We start from the raw sequence: 21052 nt of genomic DNA, 5'->3' as shown, positions 1-21052 counted from the left end.
GTCAGGGCTCGTCGGCGAACTTGACGGAGACCTTCTCGAACCCGAGCGACTTCAGCATGCCCTCGAGCATCCGCTTGGTGTTCTGGTCGGCCCGGTTGCGCAGGTCGCTGGCCGCCGCGGCCTCCGCGATCTTCTTCTCGGCCAGCACGTAGAGCTCCTGCTGGTTCTGCGGGGAGGACGACAAGAACTCCTGCACCCGGTCGAGGATGCCGCGCTGCTGGTGGTAGACGTAGGACCGCCGGTTGTCGAGGTTGGGCTTCTCCAGCGCGGCTCGCGGCAGCCGTACGGTCACCTCGGTTCGGTCGGGTGACATGGTGAGCGCGTTCGAGGCGATGGAGGAGAGGTCGACGTAGGCGTCGACGCCGCCGGCGCCGACGAAGAGGGTGCGGCTGCCCTTGATCGCGTCCGGCAGGAACGCGGCGTCCTTCTCCAGGTCGACGACGACCTGGAAGTTGCCCGTCGCGGCTTCGAAGCGGCTCAGGTCGTGGATCGACTCCAGCAGCACGGGCTGGCTGCGGTCCACGCTGCGCTCGCCGAACGGGTTCAGCCAGGTCCACGTCAGCCGGGCGCCCACGACCAGCAGGACGATCACGACGAGGAGGCCGGCGAGGAACCGCCAGCCGCGGCGACGGCGGGGCTGGTCCGCGGGGGCGATGGGAGTAGCGCCTGGGGGAGTGGAAGCCTGGCGGGTCACGCGTCTTCTCCTTCCCCCGGGTGCGGGGATATCACCTGTTTTCCGGGGTTCCCCCGTCGTCGTGCCGATCTTGCCGTGATGGGCTGGAATGACGGTAATCGCGCGGGTGCTGCGGTTCGCCGGCCCGCTGGGGTGGCTCCTCCGGCGGAGCCTGCGGCTCGGCCGTCGGCTCCGCCGGTTTCGGGGCGGGCTCCTCCGGAAGCGGTGTCGGCTCCACGGGCTCGGGTTCGGGCGCCGGGCTGGGCTCCGCCGGAGCGGTGGGCGGGATGGGCTGGGGCACGACCGGGACGCTGGGCGCGGACTGCTCGGGCGCCGGGCCGCCGTGCGGTGAGTCGGCGTGCACCTGCGGACCGCCGCCGAAGTGCTCGGCGCGCAGCGCGCACCTGGCGAAGTCGGAGTAGAACAGCCGCAGCCAGTCACGCCGCTGGGCCTCGGTCAGGCTGGAGAACCAGGCCGCCGCGAACTGGTGCTCGGGCAGCGGTCCCACGGGCAGCGACTCGCCCCGCAGCCACGCCATCACGATCCCCCGGTATCCCGAGCCGCGTGCGCCCCTGCACTTCGCCGCCAGACCGTCGAGGAACTCAGCCGCCGCCTCGTCGGCGAAGCCCGCCGCCAGATCGTCCACGTGCACGGTCGCCACGCCTGGTCCCTGGCCGCTGCCGGTGCGGCGTGGATGCTGCTCGACCCTGGTGAACTCCGCGGGCGTGCCGCTCAGCCGAGAGGCGATCTTGGTGAAGGCGGCGCCCAGGTCGGTCAGCCCGCTGCGCATGCCGGGATGCACGCAGATCGTGATCGGCCACTCCTGGCAGCTGTACACCACCGGCTGGGCCGACACGGTCTGCGGCTCGCTCACCAGCCTGGCCAGCCCGGTCGCCGCCGCCAGCACCGCGAGCATCGCCGCGGCGAGCACCAGCGCCTGCCGGGTGACCAGCGCCGCCCAGCCGAGCAGCAGTGCGCCGCTCACTCCCACCAGCCAGAGCGTCTGGTCGGTGAACGCCGAGGCGCTCAGCCCCTGGAAGACGTCGTACGGCTCGCGCGTGGCGGGCGCTAGGCGATCCGCCCAGGCTCCGCCGTCGGCCAGCCGGCTGAACAGCGCGTAGCAGCCCAGCCCGGCCAGCACGGGCGTGCCGATCCACGGCAGCAGCCAGCCGGCCACCCAGCCGATCGCGACGTAGAGCGCCAGCCCCGCCATGCCCATCGCCAGCCCGCTCGGCGCCAGCCGTCCCGCCTGCTCGTTGAGCATGCTGTTGGCCGCCAGCAGCAGGGCGGTCGCCGCGAACGCCGCCACGGTCACCACCATGATGGCCAGCGGCACCTTCATCGCCTGCCAGGTGGTGAACGCACGCCCGGCGCTGGCCCGCCGCTTGCGCAGCGCCACCCAGCAGGCGAACGCGGCGGCGACCGGCCCGGTCAGCCGCAGCGAGCCGATCACGGCCACCATGATGTTCTCCCAGGCGTCCACGCCGGGGATAAGGACGCTCCACGCCGCCACCAGCCCTAAAACGAGCAGGACGGCGACAGTCACGGCAGCACTCTGCCTGAGTTCCGCGCGTGAAACGCCCTTCTGCTCACGCACCGTCACATGTGCGCCGGTCGCCCGGGCACACTGCGTCGGTCGATACGATCACTCCACGTCGCCATCGCGACGTCCAGTCACTGTTCATCAAAAGCACCCCCCGTGCCTCGATCAGGCGGACTCCCCAGCCCCCGTGCCGGTCCCCTCGACACCGACGGTCCTGGCCCGCACCCCTGCAGGCCCGGCTGAGCACGGCCGATCCCGGCCGCGTGGCCACTTGGCCTCCGCCTCACCAATCGATGCGAGAACCATAACTGAGCGTGATGTTTGGCGTACGGCTTCTTGGTCAAGCTCCGAGATTTGCTTGCTCGACGTAACCGGGCGAACCGGGATGTGGCCGCGCTACGGTAAGCGCTGTGCCTACAGGTGAGCCGCTGAACCTGCCGTTCGACCCGATCGAGCGCGCCGCCAGTAGCTGGCGCGTTCACTTCGGGCCGTCCTCGGCCATGGCCGCCGTCACATCGATCATGAGAGCGCACCAGATCCTGCTCTCGCAACTGGACGCGCTGCTCAAACCGTATGACTTGACCTTCGCCCGGTACGAAGCTCTCGTGCTGCTGACCTTCAGCAAGACCGGATCTCTCCCTTTGTCCAAAATCGGGGAGCGTCTCATGGTCCACCCCACGAGCGTCACCAACACCGTGGACCGTCTCGAACGCGCCGCCCTGGTCCGCCGCCGCCGCAACCCCGAGGACGGCCGCGGCGTCCTCGCCGACATCACCCCCCAGGGCCGCGACCTCGTACAGCGAGCCACCGCCGACCTGATGGCCGCCGACTTCGGCCTGACCATGTACGGCGAGGCGCAACTCGACGAGATGTTCACCCTGCTCCGCACCCTGCGGGTGGCCGCCGGCGACTTCTAGGGGCGTCCTCGCCGTGACTCGGCTACGAGCCGTGGAGCACCAAGTAATTCAACTATTAACTACCGTCTCGCCTGTCAAGATGTGATGTTTTGTACGAGTTAAAGTTGAACAACATATGAAATGGTGCTCGTGTGACAGATGTGTTCCGGGACACGGTGGAGGATCTGGCCGCGGAGTATGACCGGCATCTTCGGCAGGTCAAGGAGCTGTTCGGCAAGCTCGACGAGGTCGAGTCCACGGTCAGGTCGGACGACGGCATGGTGACCGTGACGGTGGGACGGCACGGGCAGGTGCGCGCCATCGAACTCAATCCGCGTGTATACCGGAGGTTGTCGCCGTCAGAGCTCTCGCGTTCGCTGATGACGCAGATCAACCAGGCCACGGAGGCCGTCGCCCGGCAGTCGAAGGAGCTCATGGAGCCGCTCGTGCCGGAGGGCCTGCCGTACGAGGACATCTTCGGCGAAGGGGTGGGTCTCGACTCGTTTCTGCCCCAGCCTGTGGAGCTCGACGACCCTGTGGAGTTCGACGGCAGGGAGGGAAGGGCATGGCGAGCTCCTACACCCTGAACGTGTTTCGGACGGCGCTGGTCCGCGAGTCCAAGGTCGTCGGCGGGCGGCGGGACAACGTGACCTCGGCACGCGACACGCTGCGCGCCGCCTTCGACCGCGACCGGCGGGCTCTTGGAGACGACGAGTACGGGGCCGAACTGGAGAAGAAGATGCCCGGGATCGAAGCGGGCATCTTCAACGCGTTGCAGGCGTACATCGATGATCTGGACGGCCTCGCCACCGGGCTCCGCGTGAGCGCCGCGAGGTACGAGCAGGCCGAGCACCCCAACCGCTGACCTTATGGCATTCGATGGCTTTCTGATCCCCGACTGGGCCAAGCCCTATGTCGGCTGGGTGGTCGGGATGAACTGGCCCGAAGGCGACGAGACGCGGTGCTTCCGGCTCGCCGACGCGTGCGTGTCCGCCGCCTACCAGATCGTCGAGGGCACCGGCGCTGAGCGGCCCTGGTCAGCCGACAAGATCGGCGACGCCTGGGACGGCGCGGCGCACCTGGCCTTCGCCGAACATGTCGCCCGGGTGACCGATCCGCTGGAGGCCGAGCCGGTCACCCGGCTGATCGACACCGCTATCGCGATCAACAACATCGGTGTGCAGATCCAGTACGCCAAGTACATGATCGAGGCCACGGTGTGGCTGCTGATCCTGCAACTCGGTTACCTGCTGGCCATCGCCGTGACCAGCAGCGGCGCGAGCCTGGCGCTCATTCCCGCCCGCCTGCAGCTCGCCCGGATGACCATCGCGCAGATCGCCAAACGGACCCTGGCGAATATCGCGATCTTCGCCGGCATCGTCGCGGGCATGGACGCCGGGATCCAGCTGACGCAGATCGCGAAGGGCCGCCGGGACGATCTCGATGGACGCCAGCTGGTGATGTCCGCGCTGGCGGGCGGCGCGATGGGCGGCCTCATGGGAGGGCTTACCGGCGGCCTGACCCGCCTGGCCACCCCCGCCCTGCGGGCCGGACTGACCCGGGCGGAGATGACCGCGGCGGAACGACTCCTCGCCGCCGCCAGCTCCTCCATCTACGGCCAGGCCGCGCAGTACGCCGTGACCGGCGGCATCACCACCGCCGGCAGCCTGCTCTCCCAGGGGAACTTCAGCTGGGACCTGTTCGCCAAAGGCTTCACCTCCAGCGCCCTGGGTGCGGACGGTCAGCACCTGGGCGGGCTCACGCCGGGCGGCGGCGAGCCCCCCGCGCATCCCACAGCCTTCGCTCCGCCGTCCGGGCCCACGCCGCACGGCCCCGCTGCCGGAACCGGCCCGGTTATCCCGTCCATGGCCGACACCCCGCCCGGCCATGGCAGCTCGCTCAGCCAGGCCGACGTCATCACTCCCAAGGCGCCTCCCCCGCAGGAGGAATCGGTCCACGCGCCGCGTAGCGGGCAGGACGCCCCCGCCACGGTCGTGCGGCCGCATGCCCTACCCGGCGACGACCAGCCAAGCGGCGGAAGACAGCGCCAGGAGCGCGGCGCTGGGCCCGAACCGGCACCGCGCACCGGCGACGCGGGACGCACCCAGACAGCCGAGCCACAACGGGCCCCTCGTGCGGCGGACCGTACCGAGGATGGCGGTCCGGGGGTTCCTCGTGGGGTGGATCGTGGTGAGGGCAGTGGTCCGGGTGGCCCCCGTGGAGCGGATCACGTCGAAGGCGGGTCTTCTCGTCCGGCGATGCCCGGTGACGCGCATCCACCCGGCCGTCTGGATCAGATTCTCAACCACGGAGGCCGGCCGGAGACGCCCGACGGCCACGCCGTGCGCGCACCGGAGCCGCCCGTCGGCCACGCCGTGCGCGCACCGGAGCCGGATGCGCTCCACGCCGTGCGCGCGCCGGAGACGCCCGACGGCCACGTCGCGCGCGCACCGGAGACGCCCGACGGCCACGCCGTGCGCGCATCGGAGCCGGATGCGCTCCACGCCGCCGTCCCCGATGAGCGGACACCGGGTGAGCGAACGCCGGCGGCGGACGTGCCGACGCGAAGCGAGCAGCTGTCCGGCACCGACACCCCGCCACCCGCGTCATCCGGCGCGCACGTGGCCGGCACCGCCACATCGTCCGGCGTGGCGGATTCGGCGCCCGGTGCCCCGCGGGCGCCGTTCGAGTTCGAGAGGTTCTTCAACGATCCCCGGTGGGCGGCGGAGGCCACCCAATTCGAGCAGCGGCTGGGCGCCTACTACTTCAACGATCCGCAGACCGCCGACGCGGCCCGCACGGCGGTGAGCAAACTACGAGACGTTCTCCTTGAGCTCACCCCACGGAAGGCGGACGAGAGCTACGCCGACCTCAGGCGCCGGGTGGAGAGCGCCTTCTTCCGCGATGACGAAGGCGCGCACAGCAGCGTCGGGCAGGTCGGGACCAGAGTGCGGTTCGATGACCTGCTCGAGTACGGCAACGTGCGGGAGCTGGTGACGGCCTTCTACAACGCGAGCTACTTCAACCACGACAACCCGCAGATCCTGGGCAAGCTCCTGCTCGACATCATCGACAACGAGCGATGGGCGGAAGCGCGGGCCGCCGGACTTGACGTCGGTGAGCTCAGACGCATGCAGCGGCAACTGGACGACAGCCTCAACCGTGCGATCATGGGCAGGCTTGAGAACTGGTTCGACCCGGCCGTACACCGGTTCGACCGCGACCCGTTCGGCACCGGAAACGTTCTCATGGTGTCGGAGCACGGGCTGCGGAATGTCGCCGACGTGGTCCAGAGCCAGGCGAGCAGGCACGACCGTACCCCCGAAGAGCAGCAACGGCTCGGGCTGATCACGACTCCGGAGCACTATCAGGCGCTGCGCGTGCCCCTTGGCATGTTCGAGCGGGCGTTCGTCGAGAGGATCGTCGGCGAGCCCCTGCGCCCGGACACCCTCCTCCCCTGGCGGGAGGGCGTGACCGCGCACGAGACCACCTCCAGCCGATGGGCCAGGCGGATGACGGACGACGGCTTCCCCGTGATCGACGGGGTATCGGCGACCACCACCCGAATGCTGACGGCGGCCAAGTTCCTCGACCTCGGCGGCGCGACGAACGAGCGCTTCCTCGGCGCGCTGATGGGCTGGATGCTGCCGGGGCGGGACCATTCGCTGTTCGAGATCATCCGCGGTGCGCAGATCGCCGGCCTGGGGCGGCTGGACGTCCCGCCGGGCGCCCGGCTCACCCCGGTGGACATGTACCGCGGCCTTCCCGGCCTGGATCTGCGCACGCTGCGGGCCGAAGTGCTGTCGAACCACCTGTTCCCGCACGAGGCCCGGTACCTCCAGCACGCCGACAATCCCAACGGCTTCTCCGAGACTCAGCAGCCCGGCGTGCGGCACGCTGCGGACGAGGTGTGGCCGCAACTGTACAGAGGAAAGGTGACCAACACGATCCTCGCCGACTGGCTGCAGCGCCACGGGATCGACCCGACGGACACGGCCGCGGTCCGGCAACTGGCCGACCGGCTGTCGCCGGCGCACGTGATGGCCCTGACCGTGTACACCATGGACGGCCACTACCTGATCAACAACGTGACGCGCACGCAGCTGTGGACCGGCGGGGTGTCGGAGGCGGCCGTGCGGGTCAGGATGGCCCAGAAGGCCGAAAGCCTGACGGCGAGCTATCTGGACTCCCGCGTGCTCGGCCCCAAAACGCTGCCTCTCCCGCTGGCGCTGATCCACGCGCTGCACACGGGGACGGACCACTACGCCTCGCAGTCGCCGCTGAACGCGCTCTCCCAGGCGTACGTCGACGCGGTCCTCAAGGGCGAAATCGCCAAGCGCGATGGCGAGGAGCACCGCGAGGCGGGTCGTGCGGCGGAGGCTCGGAAGGCCGACGGCGACGCCAGGGATGCCCGTAAGGCGCAGCGTGCGACCTGGACGGAGATCCGCGAACTGCTGAAGCCGGTGATGCCACGCCTGTTCGACGAGATGCGATGGCACGCCGACATGATGTACGACGCCATGATGCAACTGCCCACGCTGGGCACGCCCGAGGCGCCGGTGCGCGCGTACCGCGGCGACTGGATCACGCCAGGGCATTCGCCCATCTACGGATCGCAGCTGTACCCGCATGGCAGCGCGCGCGAGTTCCTCAGCGCGAGCCGGCGGCTGGCGGTGGGCTTGCAATTCATGGCGGATAACCCGAGCAGCCGGAAGGTGCTGGTCGTCTACCAGCTCACCGGTCAGCAAGCGCGAGACATCTCGGTTTTCTCCGCCATCTCGAAGGAGCAGGAGGTCATCCTCCCACCTCACTCGCGCGCACGGCGGATCCAGGATCCCGAGCTGGTGGAGCAGATCCGCAAGGAGGTGGAGCGGCTTACGGAGGACATGAAGCTCAGGTTGGGCCCGGACGACTATGAGATCATTGTGATGGAGGAGGGCTGACGTGTCGGCTGAGTGGGCGGAACTCGACGAAGAGGCGTGGCGGGTCTTCGGCGGCATGCACCTCCTGCTCCTACGCCTGGCCGGCCAGGTCCCCGATGATCTGCTGACGCACGTCCGCACCATGCTGGCCGTGGGCGATCTGGCGGCACTCCCCGACGCGGTGTCGGTGGCGGCGGTGGAGTTCGGCGTGCCGCTGACGGCGGCCGAGGTCGAACTGCTGCGGCGGGTGCCGGTGGTGCTCGGAATCGGCGGCGGCGAGCCGGTCGGGGTGGACCAGGTCACGATCGGCGACGCCGGCCCGGAGGTCGGCCACCGCTTCGCCCCGGTGCCGCCGCACGTTCTGGCGCGCGCGGGGACGCGGATCCCGGCCGAGCTGGATCTGACCGGGGCCCCGCCGGCCGATCTCGCGGACCTGGCCGACGAACTGCGTGACCTCACCGATGACCTCGTGGCTGACGCGCTGGCAGAGCACGGCGGCGTGGTGGCGGTCTGGCGCACCTGGCGGTTCGGGCCGCAGGGACCGCCGGACGGCGCGCGCAGGGTGTACCTCGCGGAGGTGGAGCCGGGCGTGCGGGCCTGGGAGGTGACTTTGGCGGCGCAGCGTGAGTTGCTTCAGATGGACGAGGACTCTCCGCAGGTCGAGGTCTACTGGACCGGCGATGACCTGCCGCCGTACCACCTGGCCGCGCGGGCCGCCACGACCTTGCTTTGGACCCGGCGCTGATCGCGCCGGCCCCGCCACGCGGCGGGACCGGAGGGCGAGGCCGGCGGGGGCCGGCCGGCGGGCGTCCATCGTGGGCGGCCTGTGCTGATGGATCGGCGTCGCGCACCGGCGATACGGGCATGGTTGCGGGCCGGCCGTTTTAGGGGCGGCGTTCGCTGGCCTAAAATAGTAGGACGTCCTAGTATTTCTGTGCCGGGCTACCGCTGGGCGAGACGTACTGCCGTACCGGGACATGGAGGGGCAGCATGGACGCGAGAGAGATCGAAGAGGGCCGGGTACGCTGGGCGGCGCGGTTCGACCGGGTGGCGAAGCGGGAGCAGGAGTTCCGAACGCTCTCCGGGCTGGAGGTAGCGCCCGTCTACGGACCACCGGAAGACGTGGCGGATCCACGGTTCGAGCGGATCGGCTGGCCGGGCGAGTTCCCCTACACCCGGGGGCTGTACCCCACCGGCTACCGGGGCAGGGCGTGGACGATCCGGCAGTTCGCCGGGTTCGGCAACGCGCGGCAGACCAATGAGCGATACAAGATGATCCTCGGCGCGGGCGGCGGCGGGCTGTCGGTGGCCTTCGACATGCCGACGTTGATGGGGCGCGACTCCGACGACCCGTGTTCGCTCGGCGAGGTGGGGCACTGCGGCGTGGCCGTCGACTCCGCGTTGGACATGGACCTGCTCTTCGACGGCATCCCGCTGGGCGAGGTGACCACCTCGATGACGATCAGCGGTCCCGCCGTGCCCATCTTCTGCATGTACCTGGTCGCCGCCGAGCGTCAGGGGACACCGGTCGGGCGGCTCAACGGCACGCTGCAGACCGACATCTTCAAGGAGTACATCGCGCAGAAGGAGTGGCTGTTCGCGCCCGAGCCGCACCTGCGCCTCATCGGCGACCTGATGGAGTACTGCTCGGCCGAGATCCCCGCCTACAAGCCGCTGTCCGTCTCCGGCTACCACATCCGCGAGGCGGGCTCCACGGCCGCACAGGAACTGGCGTTCACCCTGGCCGACGGGTTCGGATACGTCGAACTCGGTCTCTCCCGCGGCCTCGACGTCGACGTGTTCGGGCCGGGGCTGTCCTTCTTCTTCGACGCGCACATCGACTTCTTCGAGGAGATCGCCAAGTTCCGCGCCGCCCGCAGGATCTGGTCCCGCTGGATGCGCGACGTGTACGGCGCGCGCACCGAGAAGGCGCAGTGGCTGCGCTTCCACACGCAGACGGCCGGGGTCTCCCTCACCGCGCAGCAGCCGGACAACAACATCGTCAGGACCGCCGTCGAGGCGCTGGCGGCGGTGCTCGGCGGGACCAACTCGCTGCACACCAACGCGCTCGACGAGGTGCTCGCGCTGCCCTCGCAGAAGGCCGCCGAGATCGCCCTGCGCACCCAGCAGGTGATCATGGAGGAGACCGAGGTCATGAACGTCGCCGACCCGCTCGGCGGCTCCTGGTACGTCGAGGCGCTCACCGACAGGCTGGAGGCCGAGGCGGAGGCGATCTTCCGCCGGATCCGCGAGATGGGTTCCGACGGGACCATGACCTCCGGCATCCTGCGCGGGATCGAGGACGGGTGGTTCATGTCCGAGATCGCCGAATCCGCCTTCGACTACCAGCGGAAGCTGGAGAAGGGGGAGAAGCGGATCGTCGGGGTCAACTGCCACACCGCCACCGTCGAGGAGCCGCTGGAGATCCTGCGCGTCAGCCATGAGGTGGAGAAGGAGCAGAACCGCGTGCTCGCCGAGCGCCGCGCCGGACGCGACCAGGGCGCCGTCGACGCCGCGCTCGGCCGCATGGTCGCCGCCGCCCGCGGCACGGAGAACATGATCCCCGCCATGCTCGACGCCGCCCGCGCGGAGGCGACCCTGGGAGAGATCTGCGACGCGCTGCGTGCGGAGTGGGGCACCTACTCGGAGCCCGCCCAGTTCTGACCTCTTGGCGGCTGTGCTCTCCGGGCACTCCGGGGTTCTGGGAGCCGGTCGCGGGTCGACGGGCGCCGTGACGGCGGCCGGCCAGGTGAGCTGGAGTGCCATGGGTCCACGGACACCGGCCGCGTGCGGCGCGGGGCGGTGGGTGGCTTGCCGTACTTGTTGTGTTACGTGGTGTTCATTTTCAGGTTTGTTGAAGCATTCGCCAGGGGATCCTTGTGCCCGTTATCGTGCTTTAACGGGTTAAAGGGACACGGGGGAAAGGTGCCTCGTACACAGAACGGCGTGTGGAGCGAACTGCGGATCGGCGCCACGCCGAAGGTGATGGTATCCATCTCTCCGCAGGTCACAACGCTGGCGATGTTGACCGACGCGGTCGCCGGGCGGCGGAGGGGACTGCCCGAACGTTGGCGGCGTACGGTGGCGGAGGCGGTCGGCCCCGAAGGCTGGGAGGCGATGCGCCCGCTCGGCGCGCCCGGACACTCGGTCGGGCCGGACAGCATCGTGCCGCTCACCCCGCTGGGTGACGTGCCGGTCGAATTCCAGGTCGCGTGGTTGCGTGACGCCTCACCGGACGTGCTGGTGGGCGATCTGGAGCAGGCGTTCGGCGGCGAGCCGGTGCCCAGGCACTGGCGGTCCGCCGCCGACGATCCCCAACGGTGGCTGCACGGCTACGCCGCCGCGGTCGACAACGTCTGGTCGGTCACCGAGCCCCTGTGGCGGCGGGCCAGGTCCGCACTCGACCGGGAGGTCGAGCGGATCGGGGCGGCCGTCGTGCGCGGCGCGCTCGACGGGTTGCTGAGCTCGCTCAGCGATCGGATCGTCTACACCGGCAACGCCCTGCGAATCGGCGACCTCGAACCCAGCACGTTCGAGCTGGGCGACCGGCAGCTGATCCTGGTGCCCACCCTCGCCGGACGCGACTCGATCATCGTCAATCTGGACAACCCGGCGCTGGTCTGGATCGCCTACCCGCTGCCGGGCGCCGAGTCGCTCTGGCGTGACACGACGGGCGCGGGCAACACCGAGCAACTCGTGGCGGTCCTCGGCGACGTCCGCGCCGGCCTGCTCGCCGGGCTCGACCACGCCACCACCATGAGCCGGCTCGCCGGTCAGGTCGGTACCGTGCCCAGCGCGATCACCTACCACTGCGAACGGCTCGTCGCCGCCGGCCTGATCAGCCGGGAGCGCCGCGGGCGCGAGGTCTGGGTGTCCCGCACCCGGCGCGGCGACGACCTGCTGGAGCTGTTCGAGATCTGAGGCCCCCCACCTCGTACGGGCATGCGTGCTTATGCGGCAGGATTGGAGTATGAGCCCAGCGGACATCAATCGACCCGGATCGCTCTACGGTGCCGTGGACCTCGGCGCGCGCAAGCAGGCACTGGAGGCACAGGCCCGCCGGGAGGCCACGGCCGCCCAGGGAACAGGCGACACCACCGGAAAGGCGTCGGTCATCGACGTCACCGACGAAACATTCTCCACCGAGGTGATCGAGCGCTCCATGCGTGTCCCGGTCATCCTCGACCTGTGGGCCACATGGTGCGAGCCGTGCAAGCAGCTCAGCCCGATCCTGGAGAAACTCGCCGCCGAGGCGGGCGGGAAATGGGTGCTGGCCAAGGTCGACGTCGACGCCAGCCCCCAGGTCAGCCAGGCGTTGCGGGTGCAGAGCATCCCCACCGTGCTGGCCATCTTCCAGGGGCAGGCCGTGACCGGCTTCCAGGGCGCGCTCCCCGAACCCCAGGTGCGCCAGTTCGTCGACCAGCTCCTGGAGGCACTGGCGCAGTATCTGCCGCCCGGCGGCGAGCAGGACGACGAGGCCGGTCCCCAGGAGGAAGGCCAGGAGGCTCCGGCCGGGCCGCCGGTCGACCCCGACCTGCTCGCGGCCGAGCAGGCGATCGACGACGGCGACATGGACGCCGCGGAGGCCGCCTACCAGCGGCTGCTCGCCCGATCGCCGAGGGACGAGGACGCCAGGATGGGTCTCGCCGGCATCGGGCTGATCAAGCGGACCGACGGTCTCGACCCGGCCGACGTGCAGCGCCGCGCCGCCGACGGCTCCGACGTGACGGCCCAGTGTCAGGCCGCCGACCTGGAGATGTTGAGCGGTGAGGTGGAGAAGGCCTTCCAACGGCTGGTCGCCACCGTCAGGCGCACCTCCGGTGACGACCGTGACCAGGCCCGGGTGCATCTGCTCGGCCTGTTCGACACCATGCCCGCCGACGACCCCGCGGTCGCCGCCGCCCGCCGGTCGCTGGCCGGCGCCCTGTTCTAGGGCGCGGATCCTCAGGGCAGCCGTTCTGGAACGAACGGCTGCCGCAGGGTGGGCTGAGAGGAGCCGGTCGACGTAAGGGGGCGGACCGTCGACCGGCTCCTCGCTCGGCGGGGCGGACTCAGCCGGCCGGGGGAGGGCCACCGTGGCGCGGAGCCGTCCACCTGCACCGTGACGGTGCGGGAGCGCGGCGGCGCCTGCACGCGCCGCGACGGCCCGGGACGGGCCACGTCGCCCGGACGATGTCCAGGCCGCAGTGCGCGACGCGGCGCCACCGGATGGCCCGGTGCAGACTCATGGGCAGTCCGTCAGGCGGTGTTCTCCCGCGTAGACGTTCATCGAGGCGCCCCTGACGAAGCCGATGAGGGTCAGCCCGGAGGCGGCGGCCAGCTCGGCGGCGAGTGAGGAGGGGGCGGACACCGCGGCCAGCGCCGGGATGCCCGCCATCAACGCCTTCTGCACGAGCTCGAAGGACGCGCGCCCCGACACCATCAGCATGCTGGAGCGCAGCGGCAGGCGGTCGCCGCGCAGGGCCCAGCCCACGATCTTGTCGACCGCGTTGTGCCTGCCGACGTCCTCCCGCACGCACAGCGCCTCGCCGTCGGCGGTGAACAGCCCGGCCGCGTGCAGGCCGCCGGTGCGGTCGAAGACGCGCTGGGCGGATCTCAGCCGGTCGGGGAGGACCGAGACCGTGGCCGCGGGCAGGCGCAGCGGGTCGTCGTCGACGGTCCATCTCGCCACCGTGCGGACCGCGTCGAGGCTGGCCTTGCCGCACACGCCGCAGGACGAGGTGGTGTAGAAGTTGCGCTCCAGAGATCCGTCGGGCACCGGGACGCCCGGCGCGAGCCGGACGTCGAGCACGTTGTAGGTGTTGGAGCCGTCCTCGGTGGCGCCCGCGCAGTAACGGATCGTCGTGATGTCGGCGGCCGAGCCGATCACGCCCTCGCTCACCAGGAATCCGGCCGCCAGGTCGAAGTCGTCGCCCGGCGTGCGCATCGTCACGGTGAGCGGCCGGCCGTCGAGCCGGATCTCCAGCGGCTCCTCGGCCGCCAGCGAGTCGACACGGCGGCTGACGCCCGTCTCCCTGACCCGCACGATGGGCCGCCGGGTGATCACACGGCTCAATCGGATCAGTCCTTCTGAGTCTGTTTGGCGGACCGGCCGTTCTGCACGTGCTGGAAGCCGAAGCGCCCCTTGATGCAGAGGTTGCCGTGGGTCACCGGGTTGTCGTGCGGCGAGGTGACCTTGACGATCTCGTTGTCCTGGACGTGCAGGGTGAGGTTGCAGCCCACGCCGCAGTAGGCGCAGATCGTGGTGGTCTGGGTCTGCTCCTCCTCGTGCCAGGTGCCGGCGGCGCGCATGTCGAACTCGGTCTTGAACGACAGCGCCCCCGTCGGGCAGACCTCCACGCAGTTGCCGCAGTAGACGCAGGCCGAGTCGGTCAGGGGCGCGTCGTGCTCGGTGGAGATGTGGGAGTCGAACCCGCGCCCGGCGACCGTGATGGCGAAGGAGTTCTGCCACTGGTCGCCGCAGGCGTCGACGCACTTGTAGCACATGATGCACTTGCCGTAGTCGCGGACGTAGAGGTCGTTGTCGACCTTGACGGGCTGCTCCACGGTCGCGGCCTCCTGGCCGAACCGCTGCGGATCCGCGTCGTACTCGGCGATCCACTCGGCCGCCCCGGGCGTGGTGGACAGGTCGACGGAGGAGCCGAGCAACTCCAGGACGAGCTTGCGGCTGTGCCGTACGCGTTCGCTGTCGGTGCTGACCTTCATGCCCTCCTCCGCGCGGCGGGAGCAGGCGGGGACCAGGGTGCGGGAACCCTCGACCTCGACCACGCACACCCGGCAGGCGTTCTTCGGCGTCAGAGTGTCGCCGTAGCACAGCGTCGGGGTGTCCTGGCAGGCGTCGAGGATCGTCGAGCCCTCGGGGAGCCGGACCGGCTCCCCGTCCACGGTGATCTCGACGAGTCTGCGCGGCGGCGGCAGGGGGACGCTCATGATGCCTCCTCGGAGGTGAAGACGCCCAGCCGGTCGATGGCCGACTCCACGGCGTTCCAGGCGGTCTGGCCGAGGCCGCAGATGGACGCGTCACGCATGACCTGCCCGACCTCGCGAAGCAGCGTGAGGTCGCCGGCCTGGGGTTTTATCGCGAGTCTGTGCAACGCCTCCTCCTGGCGCACGGTGCCCACCCGGCAGGGCACGCACTGGCCGCAGGACTCGTCGCGGAAGAACTCGGCGATCCGCAGCAGGATCTTGACCAGGTCGGCGCCGTCGTCGAGGACGAGGACCACGCCGGAGCCGAGTGTGGTGCCGGCGGCGCGGGTGCCCTCGAAGGTGAGCGGGATGTCCAGCTCGTCGGGCCGGACGAACGCGCCCGCCGCGCCGCCGAGCAGTACGGCGCGCAGCGAGCGGCCCTCGGGGACGCCGCCGGCCAGGTCGAGCAGGTCGCGCAGGGTGGCGCCGAACGGCAACTCGTAGAGACCCGGCCGGCGCACGTTGCCCGACAGGCAGAACAGCTTGGTGCCCGTCGATCCCTCCGTGCCGGTGGCCGCGTAGGCGCTCGCCCCCGACAGCAGGATCGGCAGGACGTTGACCAGCGTCTCCACGTTGTTGACCACGGTCGGCTTGCCGAACAGCCCCTTCTCCACGGGGAAGGGCGGCTTGCTGCGCGGCTCGCCGCGTTGCCCCTCGATGGAGTTGAAGATCGCGGTCTCCTCGCCGCAGATGTAGGCGCCGGCACCGCGCCGGATCTCGATGTCGAAGGCGAACCCCTGCCCCATGACGTCGTCGCCGAGCAGGCCGCGGGCCCGGGCGGCGGCGATCGCGCCGGTGAGGCGGTGGAAGGCGCGCGGATACTCGCCCCGGAGGTAGATGTAGCCCTTCCGGCAGCCGGTGGCGTAGGCGGCGATCGTCATCGCCTCGATGAGCGCGAACGGGTCGCCCTCCATGATCACCCGGTCCTTGAAGGTGCCGGGCTCGCTCTCGTCCGCGTTGCAGACCAGGTAGTGGGGATGGTCGGGCTGGCGGGCCGTCGCCTCCCACTTGCGCCCGGTCGGGAAGGCCGCGCCGCCCCGCCCGACCAGCCCCGCGTCGAGCACCTCGCGGATGATCCCGGCCGGCCCGAGCGTGAACGCCCGCCGCAGCGCGGCGTATCCGTCGGTGGACCGGTAGTCGTCGAGGCTGCCCGGATCGACCACGCCGACCCGCCGCAGCAGCACCAGTTCGTCGCCGGCTCCGGGGCCGGAGTGGAGGGACTGGGGGACCGCCGCTTCGACGGGCGGCTCGGCGAACTCGGTCAGGGCGGCGTCGGCCGGGCCGTACACCGCGTGGGCGGGCGGGTCGCCCGCCTCCAGCGCGAGGGCGGCGGGGGCGCGCTCGCACAGGCCCAGGCAGGGGCTGCGCTGCCAGGAGAGCCCGGGCGGGCCGAGCCGTTCCTCCAGGGACGCGCACAGCCCGGCCGCGCCCCTGGCCTCGCAGACCAGGTCGGTGCACACGTGCAGCACGCGGCTCGGCCGGGGCTTGAGCGAGAACATCGAGTAGAAGGTGGCCACGCCGTACGCGTCGGCGGGCGGGACGGTCAGCCGGCGGCAGATGTAGTCGAGCGCGCCCTCGCTGATCCACCCGATCCGGTCGTTGACCGCGTGCAGGGCGGGCAGCAGGAGGTCGCGCTCCTGCTCGCCGGCGGCGGCGAAGCGCAGGTCGTCGTCGGTGCGTGCGCCGCCCACCCAGCCCGACGCGGGGGGGCCGAGGAGCGCGTCGATCGCGGCGCGCTCCTCATCGGTCGGCTCCGTGTCACGAAACCGCAGGTCCATGCGCTGTCACCCGGCCTTCGCTGGAACGAGCTTGTCGATGCGGACGGCCGCGGCCTTGAACTCCGCGGTGCCGGCGATGGGGCAGGTCGCCTCGATCGTCAGCGAGTTGGTGTCGACCTCGTCGGGGAAGTGCATGGTCATGAAGACCAGGCCGGGCCGCAGCGCGGGGTCGATGAAGACGGGGGCGACGACCGTGCCGCGCCGGGAGCTGATCCGGACCTCCTCGCCCGCGGTCAGGCCGAGCCTGCGGGCGTCTTCCGGGCACAGCTCGACGGTCTCGCCGCGCCGGAGCGGTGAGGCGAACCCGGAGGACTGGACGCCGGTGTTGTAGGAGTCGAGGCGGCGCCCGGTGGTCAGGCGCAACGGGAACTCCTCGTCGAGCACGTCGACCGGCGGGGAGTGCTCCAGCACGGCGAAGGGAGCCGGCGTGCCGCGCGCGACCGGGTCGGTCGCCCACAACCTGCCGTGCAGGTACGGCGGCTCGATCGAGTCCTCCGACGGGCAGGGCCACTGGATGCCCTGGTGCTCCTCCAGCCGGCTGTAGGACATGCCCGTGTGGGCGGGGGAGAGCCTGCGCAGCTCGTCCCACACCTCCTCGGCGCCGTCGTAGTGCCAGTCGTGGCCGAGGCGGCGGGCGAGGTCGCAGAGGATCTCGATGTCGTCGCGCGCCTCGCCGGGCGGCGTCAGCGCCTTGCGCACCCGCTGCACCCGGCGCTCGGAGTTGGTGAAGGTGCCGTCGGCCTCGCACCAGGCCGCGCTGGCCGGCAGCACGACGTCGGCCATCTGGGCGGTCTTGGTCAGGAAGATGTCCTGCACGACCAGGTGGTCGAGCATGCCCAGGCGCTTGATGCAGCTGAGCGAGTCGGCCTCGGACTGCACCGGGTTCTCCCCGATGAGGTAGCAGGTGGTGACCTCGCCCTCGCCCATCGCCTCCAGCATCTCGGTGAGATTGAGGCCGTGGCGGGGCTGGATGGTGTTCGACCACACCTGTTCGAATCGGGCGCGGACCTCGGGGTCGAGGAGGTCCTGGAAGCCGGGCAAGCGGTTCGGGATCGCCCCCATGTCGCCGCCGCCCTGCACGTTGTTCTGTCCGCGCAGGGGGGACAGGCCGGAGCCGTAACGCCCGACATGCCCGGTGAGCAGCGCGAGGTTGATCAGGGCGCGCACGTTGTCGGTCGCGTTGTGGTGTTCGGTGATGCCGAGCGTCCAGCAGAGCTGGGCGCGGTCGGCCGTGGCGTAGGCGTGGGCCAGCCGCCTGATCGCCTCGGCGGGCACGCCCGTCACCTGCTCGGCGACCTCGGGCGTCCACGGCTCGACGGACCTGGCGAACTCCTCGAAGCCGCTGGTGGCCCGCTCGATGAAGGCGGTGTTGTGCAGGCCGGCATGGATGATCTCGCGTGCGACGGCGTGCGCGAGCGGGATGTCGGTGCCCACGTTGAGCCCCAGCCACAGGTCGGCCCACTGAGCCGTGCCCGTGCGCCGGGGATCGACGGCGAACATCTTCGCGCCCTTGCGGATGCCCTTCAGCACGTGCTGGAAGAAGATCGGATGGGCGTTGCGCGCCGCCGACCCCCACATGACGATCACATCGGTGTCCTCGACCTCCTGGTAGGAGGAGGTGCCGCCACCGCTGCCGAACACGGCGGACAATCCCGCCACGCTGGGGGCGTGACAGGTGCGGTTGCAGGAGTCGACGTTGTTGGTGCCGACGACCACGCGGGTGAACTTCTGTGCCACGTAGTTCATCTCGTTGGTGGACCTGGCGCACGACAACATGGCGAACGCGTTGGGCCCGTGCGCCTCGATGTTGCGCCTGAACCCCTCCGCCGCCCGGTCGAGCGCCTCTTCCCAGGTGGCCCGGCGGAGCACTCCGTCGTCGCGCACCAGCGGGTGGGTGAGGCGGTCATACGGCTCGGCGCGCTTTTGCTTCATGCCGATCCCTCCATCGAATGCTGTATGCAGTCTACGGTATGTGTACGTGGCGCTAGGCGACAACCTGGGCCTGCGCGGTGATCTGCTCGTTGAGCAGGTCGGCCACCGCGTGGATCGCCCGCAGCGTGGGGACCTGCGTCCCGGTCAGGTCGGCGAGCTCGACCACGGCCGCGAGGATCACGTCGAGTTCGAGTGGTTTGCCCTTTTCCAGGTCCTGCAGCGTCGAGGTCTTGTGCGCGCCGGCCCGCTCGGCTCCCGCCAGCCGCCGCTCCACCGAGATCCCCGGCCGGCAGCCGACGCGCTCGGCCACCGCGAGGGTCTCCCGCATCATCGCGACCACCAGCTCCCGCGCGGCGCGGTGCCGGCAGATCCCGACCATCGTGGCCCGGGCCAGCGCGCTGATCGGGTTGAAGGCGATGTTGCCCATCAGCTTGACCCAGATGTCGTTGCGGAGATCGGCTTCGACCGGGCACTTGAGCCCGCCGGCGATCATCGCCTCGCTGAAGGCGGTGCACCGCCGGGAGATCGAGCCGTCGGGCTCGCCGATGGAGAAGCGCGTGCCCTCCAGGTGCCTGACCACGCCGGGCGCCTCGATCTCGGTGGCCGCGTAGACCACGCAGCCGATGGCGCGCTCCAGCGGCAGCGCGGTGGTCACCTCGCCGCCGGGGTCGACGCTCTCGATCCGATAGTTCTCGTACGGCCCGGCGAGACGGTGGAAGTACCACCACGGGATGCCGTTCTGCGCGGCGATGATGCCCGTGGTCTCGTGGAGCAGCGGATTGATGAGGGGGGCCGCCCTGCCGTACCCGTTGGCCTTGAGGCCGAGGAAGACGTAGTCGACCGGGCCGACCTCCCAGGGGTCGTCGGTGGCGTGCGGGCGGGCGGCGAAGTCTCCCCGCGGGCTGAGCACCCGCACTCCGGAGGCGCGCAGCTCGCGAAGGTGCGGACCGCGGGCGATCAGGTGGACGTCGACGCCCGCTCTGTGCAGGGCGGCTCCGACGTACGCGCCGATGGCGCCGGCGCCAAGAACAGCGACTCTCACAAACGGCTCCGTTCTCAGTTGCCCCTTGCATTCGGTATACAGTATGGAAATCATCACGGTCAAGATATGGGGGTCGGCCCATGACGGTCACGACTGCTCGCGCCGCGGCCATGCCGTGGCAGACGGCCAGGGCGCTGGCGGAGGGGGTCGCGGCCCCTCTTCCCGCCGTGCGGGTGGCGCTGTGCGAGGCGGCGGGCCGGCGGCTCGCGGAGCCGCTGCGCTCACTGGTGCCCGTCCCCGGGTTCGACACCGCGGCGATGGACGGGTTCGCGGTCGCGGGCGCACCGCCCTGGCGGATCGTCGGCGGTGTGCTCGCCGGGCAGCGTCCACCCGAGGGGGTGTTGTCCCCCGGCACCGCCGTCGAGATCGCGACCGGCGCGGAGGTTCCGCCGGGCGCCGACGCGGTCCTCCCGGTGGAGGCGGCCGACCGGTCGGGCGACCTGGTGTGGGGCGAGGTGACGCCGGGGCGGCACATCCGCAGGCGGGGCGAAGACTGCGCGGAGGGGCTCGACGTGGTCGCGCGGGGCGCGATGGTCACGCCCGCGCTGCTCGGGTTCGCCGCGAGCCTCGGCCACGACACGCTCACGGTACGGCCGGCGCCCCGGGTGGCCGCGCTGGTCACCGGTGACGAGGTGGTGACCGGCGGGCTGCCGGGCCGGGGCCGGGTGCGCGACGCGATCGGCCCGATGCTCGACGGGCTGGTCCGGTGGGCCGGCGGACGGCTCGCGGACGTCGTCCGGGTGGCCGACGACGCCGGGGCGCTGACCGCCGCCCTCTCGTGCCGCGCCGACGTGGTGGCGGTGTGCGGGGCGTCGTCGAGAGGGCCCGCCGACCACCTCGGGGAGGTGCTGCGCGACCTCGGCGCGGAGTTGCTCGTCGACGGCGTCGCCTGCCGCCCCGGGCATCCGCAGGTGCTGGCTCGGCTGCCGGGCGGGACGATCCTGGTCGGCCTGCCGGGCAACCCGTTCGCCGCGCTGGCCGCCGCCATGACGCTGCTGGTGCCGGTGCTCGGCGGGCGCGAGCGGGCGCACGGGGTGTGGTCCGCGCTGGCGGGAGAGGTGCGCGCCCATCCGTCTGACACCAGGTTGGTGCCGGTGCGCGGGTCGCAGCGGGGCGCCGTTCCGGTCGGGCACGAGGGTCCGGGCTCGCTCAGGGGCCCTGCGCTCGCCGACGCGCTGGCCGTGGTGCCACCGGGCCACCGGGGCGGTCCGGTGGAGTTGCTGGAGCTTCCGATGTGAAAGGTGTGACGAAGGCCGTGACGGCAAAGGTCTAGACATCGGCCGGTGATGGGGTTAACCAT

The 21052-nt window shown here is 71.0% G+C and carries 16 protein-coding genes; 9 read left to right on the top strand and 7 right to left on the bottom strand.

Annotated features, from left to right (window positions below):
- Position 1: 1 nt before the first annotated feature.
- Positions 2–694 (bottom strand): DUF4230 domain-containing protein, encoded by a 693-nt coding sequence (locus MBA17_RS47780; protein ID WP_238505578.1) that lies wholly within the window; start codon positions 692–694, stop codon positions 2–4.
- Between the two features lie 31 nt (positions 695–725).
- Positions 726–2219 carry a hypothetical protein gene (locus MBA17_RS47775; RefSeq protein ID WP_238505577.1) on the bottom strand — a complete coding sequence of 498 codons (1494 nt, stop codon included), beginning with the start codon at positions 2217–2219 and terminating at the stop codon, positions 726–728.
- Positions 2220–2626: 407 nt separating this feature from the next.
- Here MBA17_RS47775 and MBA17_RS47770 point away from each other — a divergent pair, with 407 nt between their 5' ends.
- The 8 genes from MBA17_RS47770 (at position 2627) to MBA17_RS47735 (ending at position 12967) form a co-directional block, all read left to right on the top strand.
- Positions 2627–3133, top strand: coding sequence for a MarR family winged helix-turn-helix transcriptional regulator (locus MBA17_RS47770; protein ID WP_238505575.1), 507 nt, complete (start codon positions 2627–2629; stop codon positions 3131–3133).
- Between the two features lie 131 nt (positions 3134–3264).
- Positions 3265–3699: a YbaB/EbfC family nucleoid-associated protein gene (locus tag MBA17_RS47765; RefSeq protein WP_238505573.1), complete on the top strand. Its 435-nt coding sequence runs from the start codon at positions 3265–3267 to the stop codon at positions 3697–3699.
- Positions 3678–3977 (top strand): hypothetical protein, encoded by a 300-nt coding sequence (locus MBA17_RS47760; RefSeq protein ID WP_238505571.1) that lies wholly within the window; start codon positions 3678–3680, stop codon positions 3975–3977. The genes MBA17_RS47765 and MBA17_RS47760 overlap by 22 nt, the downstream gene beginning before the upstream one ends.
- A 4-nt stretch (positions 3978–3981) precedes the next feature.
- Positions 3982–8055, top strand: a complete 4074-nt coding sequence (locus MBA17_RS47755; protein ID WP_238505570.1) for a WXG100-like domain-containing protein — start codon at positions 3982–3984, stop codon at positions 8053–8055.
- A 1-nt stretch (position 8056) separates the two neighbouring features.
- Positions 8057–8779 carry a hypothetical protein gene (locus tag MBA17_RS47750; RefSeq protein ID WP_238505568.1) on the top strand — a complete coding sequence of 241 codons (723 nt, stop codon included), beginning with the start codon at positions 8057–8059 and terminating at the stop codon, positions 8777–8779.
- 245 nt (positions 8780–9024) lie between these two features.
- Positions 9025–10698, top strand: coding sequence for a coenzyme B12-dependent isobutyryl-CoA mutase large subunit (locus MBA17_RS47745; protein WP_238505566.1), 1674 nt, complete (start codon positions 9025–9027; stop codon positions 10696–10698).
- Between the two features lie 261 nt (positions 10699–10959).
- Positions 10960–11955: a winged helix-turn-helix domain-containing protein gene (locus MBA17_RS47740; RefSeq protein ID WP_238505561.1), complete on the top strand. Its 996-nt coding sequence runs from the start codon at positions 10960–10962 to the stop codon at positions 11953–11955.
- 49 nt (positions 11956–12004) lie between these two features.
- Positions 12005–12967, top strand: a complete 963-nt coding sequence (locus MBA17_RS47735; RefSeq protein ID WP_238505557.1) for a tetratricopeptide repeat protein — start codon at positions 12005–12007, stop codon at positions 12965–12967.
- Between the two features lie 291 nt (positions 12968–13258).
- Here MBA17_RS47735 and fdhD read toward each other — a convergent pair whose 3' ends face one another.
- The 5 genes from fdhD to MBA17_RS47710 are packed head-to-tail and all read right to left on the bottom strand — an operon-like array spanning position 13259 to position 19752.
- Positions 13259–14089, bottom strand: coding sequence for a formate dehydrogenase accessory sulfurtransferase FdhD (gene fdhD / locus MBA17_RS47730; RefSeq protein ID WP_238505555.1), 831 nt, complete (start codon positions 14087–14089; stop codon positions 13259–13261).
- Positions 14090–14094: 5 nt separating this feature from the next.
- A complete protein-coding gene (locus MBA17_RS47725; RefSeq protein WP_238505551.1) occupies positions 14095–14964 on the bottom strand; it encodes a 2Fe-2S iron-sulfur cluster-binding protein in 870 nt (289 codons plus the stop codon).
- The gene (locus tag MBA17_RS47720) at positions 14961–16778 is read right to left on the bottom strand and encodes an NAD(P)H-dependent oxidoreductase subunit E (protein WP_238505550.1); all 1818 of its coding nucleotides are present in this window, start codon (positions 16776–16778) and stop codon (positions 14961–14963) included. Before MBA17_RS47720 ends, MBA17_RS47725 begins: the two co-directional genes overlap by 4 nt.
- 6 nt (positions 16779–16784) lie before the next feature.
- Positions 16785–18710, bottom strand: coding sequence for a molybdopterin oxidoreductase family protein (locus MBA17_RS47715; protein ID WP_238505549.1), 1926 nt, complete (start codon positions 18708–18710; stop codon positions 16785–16787).
- A gap of 52 nt (positions 18711–18762) precedes the next feature.
- Complete coding sequence (locus MBA17_RS47710; protein WP_238505548.1) at positions 18763–19752, bottom strand: 2-dehydropantoate 2-reductase; 990 nt, start codon at positions 19750–19752, stop codon at positions 18763–18765.
- A gap of 80 nt (positions 19753–19832) precedes the next feature.
- Here MBA17_RS47710 and MBA17_RS47705 point away from each other — a divergent pair, with 80 nt between their 5' ends.
- The gene (locus MBA17_RS47705) at positions 19833–20990 is read left to right on the top strand and encodes a molybdopterin molybdotransferase MoeA (RefSeq protein ID WP_238505547.1); all 1158 of its coding nucleotides are present in this window, start codon (positions 19833–19835) and stop codon (positions 20988–20990) included.
- Positions 20991–21052 lie beyond the last annotated feature (62 nt).

Origin of the sequence: Dolomitihabitans soli (genome assembly GCF_022213955.1) — a bacterium.
GTDB classification, from domain to species: Bacteria; Actinomycetota; Actinomycetes; order Streptosporangiales; family Streptosporangiaceae; genus Streptosporangium_A; species Streptosporangium_A soli.
Note: the sequence above shows the minus strand (reverse complement) of the source record. Positions and strands in the feature narration are given on the sequence as shown.